Raw genomic sequence first — 6,270 nt, 5'->3', positions numbered from 1 at the left:
TGGAACCGGAGGTGTAGATCACGTAGGCGAGGTTGTCGCCGTCCAGCGCCACATTCGGTGCTGTTTCGCTATAACTTGACCAGGCGTGTACCTGATCCACCGCCAAGGCTTCCAGGCCCTCCGGGATCGGCAACCGCTGCTGCACTGCCGAATGGGTCAGCAGCAATTTCGAGCGGCTGTCCTGCATCATGTAGAGCAAGCGATCACGGGGGTACTCGATATCCAGCGGCACATACACGCCACCGGCTTTCATCACCGCCAGGAACGCCACCATGATTTCGGCACTGCGCGGCATGGCAATGGCCACGCGCACTTCCGGGCCGACGCCACGGGCAATCAGGGCATGAGCCAGACGGTTGGCCTGGCGATCCAGTTCGGCGTAGCTCAGGGTTTGCGCGTCGAACTTCACCGCCACCGCCGTCGGGTTTTCCCGGGCGCGATCGGCAAACAATTCGTGCACCCAGCGCTCGGCCGAGAAGCCAGAATCCGTGCGGTTCCAGAGTTGCAGGATCTGTTGTTGTTCGGCCGCGTCCAGCAAGCTCAACTGACTGAGCTGCTGCCGCGGGTTGGCAACCATCCCCTGCAGCAGGTTCTGCCAGTGGCGCGCCATGCGTTGCACAGTGCCAGCTTCGAACAGGTCCTGGGCATAACCCAGGGTGGCCCATATGCCTTCGGTAGACTCCTGGATATCCAGGTCCAGGTCGAAATGAGCGGTCTTGCTTTCCCACTCCAGCCCTTGCACCTGCAACGCTGGCAATTGGCGCTGAACCTGGACCTGGCCGACATCGGTCTGGTGGTTGAACATGACCTGAAACAACGGGTTGTGACTCAGGCTACGCTCAGGTTGCAGAGCTTCCACCAGTTGTTCGAACGGCAAGTCCTGGTGGGCCTGGGCCTCGACCGCGCGTTGCCGAACGTGCTGCAACAACTGCTCGACACTCATCTGCCCATGCACATCCGCCTTGAGCACCTGAGTGTTGACGAAAAAGCCGATCAGCCGCTCGGTCTCGCTGCGATTGCGGTTGGCAATCGGCACACCGACGCGTATTTCTTCCTGGCCGCTGTAGCGGTGCAACAAAGTCTGGAACGATGCCAGCATCAACATGAACAGGGTCACGCCCTGCTCTTGCGCCAACACCTTGAGGCCCTGAGTGAGTTCGGGCGCCAGCTCGAAGGCCAGGCGCGCGCCACGGTGGCTCTGCACCGCCGGGCGCTGGTGGTCGAACGGCAACTCCAGCACGCTCTGCTCACCGCCCAACAGCTCACGCCAGTAGGCCAGTTGACGTTGCTTCTCGCCGGCGTCCATCCAGTTACGCTGCCATACGGCATAATCGGCGTACTGGATCGGCAACACCGGTAGCGGCACATCCTGGCCTTGGCTGTAACCGGCATACAACTGCACCAACTCCTCGACCACCAACTGCATTGACCAACCATCGGAGACGATATGATGCTGCACCAGCACCAACACATGCTCGTCGGCGGCCAGGCGCAGCAACGTCACGCGTAGCAACGGGCCCTGCTGCAGGTCGAACGGCTGGGCAATCAACGCTTCTACCCGGGCCTGAAGCTGGGCCTCATCGACATCAGTCTGGGTGATCGGCAAGGCCACCTGCGGTTCAATCACTTGCACCGCGCCGTCGTGATCCTGGCGAATATGGGTGCGCAAGCTTTCATGGCGCGCCAGCAAGCTATCGAAACTGTGCTGAAGCGCGCCTAGATCCAACTGCCCTTTCAAGCGTAATGCACTGGGGATGTGATACGCCGCACTCTGGGGCTCCAGTTGCCACAGAAACCATTGACGCTCCTGGGCATAAGACAACGGCAACGGCTGCTCGCGGCCCGCCGGCAGCAGAGGTGGCGCCGTCGGCATCGGGCTGTCCTGGGCCTGCAAGGCGGTGACAAATGCCTCCAGGCGTGGGTGTTCGAACACGGCCTTGAGCGGCACTTCCAGGCTCAGGGTCTGGCGAATCCGTGATACCACCTGCATCGCCAACAGCGAATGCCCGCCCAGTTCGAAAAAGTGCTGGTTCAGGCCCACGTGCTCGGCGCCGAGGATATCCGCCCAGATCGCTGCCACCTGTTGCTGCAACGGCGTGACCGGCGCCAGCCAGTCCTGTTGCAAGGCGGCGGCTTCGGGTTTGGGCAGCGCCTGGCGGTCCAGCTTGCCGTTGGGGTTCAAAGGCATGTGGTCGAGGAAGATCAGGTGCGCTGGCACCATGTAGTCCGGCAGGTGTTCACGCAAGGTCAGCATCAGTTGTTCGCCAGCCTCCGCGCGCTCGGTTTCAGACAGCGTCTGCGCCGGCACCAGGTAGGCCACCAGTTGGTTGTCAGCCGCCAGCAACAAGGCTTCACGCACACTGTCCTGAGCCAGCAGTACGCTTTCAATCTCACCCAGTTCAATGCGGAAACCACGGATCTTGACCTGGTGGTCGACCCGCCCGACATACTCCACCACGCCGTCGGCGCGATAACGCGCCAGGTCGCCCGTGCGGTACAGGCGCTCGCCTGCCGCGCCGAACGGGTCCGCGACGAAACGTTCGGCAGTCAGGCCCGGCCGTTGTAAATAAGCGCGGGCCAAGCCACTGGCGCTGGCGATATAGAGTTCACCGACTGCGCCCAGCGCCAGCAAGTTCAGGTCGCGGTCCAGCACATACAGACCACGCCCTGGCAGCGCCCGGCCAATCGGGCTGGCACCGGCGGCGCTGACGGCGCTCGCGTCGGTGCAGTCCAGCACACTGGAGACCACAGTGGCCTCGGTAGGCCCGTAGGTGTTGAGCAAGCGCACATGGCTAAGCCCTGCGCGCTGCCACAGGAGTGGGCCATCCAACGGCATGGCTTCGCCGCCGATATGGATCTGGCGCAAGGCACCATAAGACCTCGGGCCCGCTGCCAGGCAGTCTTGCAGGAACAGCTTCCAGTAGGCCGTGGGCAAGTCGGCCAAGGTGATGCCCTGGGCGATGATCTGCCGATACAGCTCGGCACCGTCCCACAGTTGCGGGCCGCGCAGTACTACGGTGGCACCGAGGGTCAGGGCCGGGTACAACTGCTCGACAAAACCGTCGAAGTTCAGGGTGGCAAACTGCAACACCCGGTCTTGGGCAACCAGTTGCGAGTAATCCGCCGCGATGCCAACGAACTCACTCAGGGCAGCATGGCTGATGGCAACCCCCTTGGGCTTGCCGGTGGAGCCGGAGGTGTAGATCACGTACGCCAGGCTCTGGGGCTCGACATCAGTCGGTAGATTGTCCTCGGAGCACTGCGCCAATGGGGCCAGATCAATATCCACGGACGACACATGAGCCGGCAACGGCAGGCGCCCGCGCAGGTGGGATTGAGTCAACACCAGGCCGACGCCGCTGTCCTCAAGCATATGCACCAGGCGTTCGCGCGGGTACTCAGGGTCCAACGGCACATAGGCTGCGCCCGTCTTGAGCACCGCCAGCAAGCTGACCACCATGGCAAAGGAGCGCTCGATGCAGATCCCCACCGGCCCATGAGGGCCGATGCCCTGGGCCAGCAGGTAATGCGCCAGGCGGTTGGCCTGACGGTTCAGTTCGCCATAGCTGAGGGCCTGGTCATCCAGGGCCAGGGCCTGGCGGCCTGGCTGCCGGTCGGCCTGGGCTTCAAACAGCCGGTGCACCGCGTGCAGGGTGGTGGCACACGCCGGAGCATTCCAATCCTGGAGCATCACCTGTTGCTCCACGGCACTCAGCATCGGCAGCTCGCAGAGACGGCTGCGCGGTGCGTTCACCACCGCCTGCAACACGTGCTGCCAGTGCTGCGCCAAGCGCTCGACGGTAGCGGCGTCGAACAAGTCAGTGGCATAGGTCAGCGCAGCCCAGAGGCCCTCGGCGGATTCATGGGTATCCAGGCTCAGATCGAAATGGGTGGTCGGGCTGTCCCAATCCAGTTCCACCACACGCAGGCCAGGTAACTGCTGGCCTTCGCGGCCGCCCTGGGCATCGGTCTGGTGGTTGAACATCACCTGGAACAATGGGTTGTGGCTCAAGCTGCGTTCGGGCTGCAACGCCACCACCAGTTGTTCGAACGGCAGATCCTGATGGGCCTGGGCCTCCAGGGCGCGACGCTTGGTTTGTTGCAGCAGTTCGGCAAAGCTCATCTGCCCGTCGAGGTCAGCCTTGAGCACCTGTGTATTGACGAAGAAGCCGATCAGCCGCTCGGTTTCGACACGGTTTCGGTTGGCATTCGGCACGCCAATACGAATGTCCGACTGCCCGCTGTAGCGATACAACAGGGCTTGGAACGACGCCAGCAACAGCATAAACGCCGTTACACCCTCCTGCTGCGCCAGGCGCTTGAGACCGGCCACCAGAGCCGGTGGCAGATGCACCTGCACGCTTGCACCGCGATGGCTTTGCTGCGCCGGACGCGAGCGGTCCAACGGCAGCTCAAGCACCGGCTGCTCGCCGCCCAGCAGGGCCTGCCAATAGGCCAACTGGCGCGCCTGCTCTCCGGCCTCCATCCAGCCTCGTTGCCACAGGGCGTAGTCGGCGTACTGGATCGGCAGCTCAGGCAGTTGCAAATCATGGCCCTGACTGTGAGCGGCGTAGAACTGCACCAGCTCTTCGACCATCACTTGCATCGACCAACCATCGGAGACGATGTGGTGCTGCACCATCACCAGCACATGTTCATCTTCGGCCAGTTGCAGCAGCGTCACGCGCAACAACGGCGCCTGGTGCAAATCGAACGGCCGTGCGACTTCGGCTTCCACCCGCGCCATCAACTGTGCCTCGTCGATACGCGCCTGGTGGATCTGCACCCGCGCCTGGGGCATCACCGCTTGCCAGAGGCGTTCGCCGTCCTCGACCAGTTGTGTGCGCAAGCTCTCATGCCGGGCCAGCAGGCTGTCGAAACTGCGCTGCAATGCCGCCAGGTCCAAGTGCCCGTGCAGACGCAGGGCGCCGGGGATGTGATAGGCGGTGCTGTCCGGATCCAGTTGCCAAAGAAACCACTGGCGCTCTTGAGCGTAGGACAGCGGCAGATGTTGGCCGTCCTCGCGGATCGAGGCAATCGGCAGTTGAGCGAAACTCATGCCCCGGCTTTGCAGGCGCTGGTAAAACTGCTGGCGCTGCTCCAGAGGCAAGCGAAGAAAGCGCGACACCAAGTCGATATTAGGGTTGGAAAGCATGGTTCAAATCGCCTCTAGTTCGCTCAAAAAGTCACGCAGGCCATCAAAATCTTCCACGCTGCCGGCGCGGAAAGTGGCTGCCGCCTGCACGTAGGCACGCAGCGAATCGGTCTGGAACAGTTCCATCAGCGGCACGTCAAGGCCCAATTCGGCTTGCACCCGGGAGGTGATCTGGATCGCCAGCAAGGAATGGCCGCCGACTTCAAAGAAGTTGTCGTTCAGGCCCACTTGCGGCAGGTTCAGGATGTCGGCCCAGATCGCAGCGATCTGTTGTTCAAGCTCGGTTTGCGGGGCCACGTACTGTTGCTGCATCTGGCTCGCATCCGGCAATGGCAACCCCTTGCGGTCGAGCTTGCCGTTGGGGGTCAGCGGCATTTGCGCCAGGAATACGAAGTGGCTGGGCACCATGTAGTCCGGCAGGTCGGCTTTCAAGGCTCGCCGCAGGGCATCGCGGAACTCGGCGGGGTCTGCCAGGCTGACATCTGCCGGTACTACATAGGCCACCAACTGCTTGCCGGTCGGGCCCTCCTGAGCCACTACCACGGTTTCACCGACGCTGACCTGCTCGCGCAAACGCGCTTCGATTTCACCCAACTCGATACGGAAACCGCGGATCTTCACCTGATGGTCGACACGCCCCAGGTAGTCCACCACCCCATCCGGACGCCCACGGGTCAGGTCGCCGCTGCGGTACACACGGCTGCCCGGTTTGCCGAACGGGTCCGGCACGAAACGCTCGGCAGTCAGTGCCGGGCGCTCCAGGTAACCCCGGGCCACGCCCTCGCCGCCCAGGTACAACTCGCCTGCCACGCCGATGGGTTGCAGATTGAGTTGCGAATCCAGCACGTAACCGCTGCGGTTGCCGAGCAAGGTGCCGATGGGTGCGTAGACAGCGCCGCATGGGTCACCCTTGCGCGCTTTCCACAGCAACGGCGTAACCACGGTTTCGGTCGGGCCATAGCCGTTGAACAAATACGTTGGTTTGAGTGCACGCCAAGCCAGGTCATAGCTGGCTTGAGCAACGGCATCACCACCGAAGCAATACACCCGCACCGCCGGTGGATTGCCGTCGCGCTCGGCATGTTCGGCCAACTGTTGCAGGTACACCGGCGGGA

At 62.9% G+C, this 6,270-nt stretch carries 2 protein-coding genes; both read right to left on the bottom strand.

The features are described from left to right. Positions 1-5,155 (bottom strand): amino acid adenylation domain-containing protein (locus E4O98_RS11915; protein WP_348984633.1); only part of this gene is annotated, 5,155 nt, incomplete at its 3' end. Positions 5,156-5,158: 3 nt separating this feature from the next. Continuing rightward, the coding region (locus tag E4O98_RS27715) for a phosphopantetheine-binding protein (protein WP_348984632.1) at positions 5,159-6,270 on the bottom strand (1,112 nt) is incomplete at its 5' end.

Source organism: Pseudomonas sp. W2Jun17 (assembly GCF_023127795.1).
GTDB classification, from domain to species: Bacteria; Pseudomonadota; Gammaproteobacteria; order Pseudomonadales; family Pseudomonadaceae; genus Aquipseudomonas; species Aquipseudomonas synxantha_A.
Note: the sequence above shows the minus strand (reverse complement) of the source record. Positions and strands in the feature narration are given on the sequence as shown.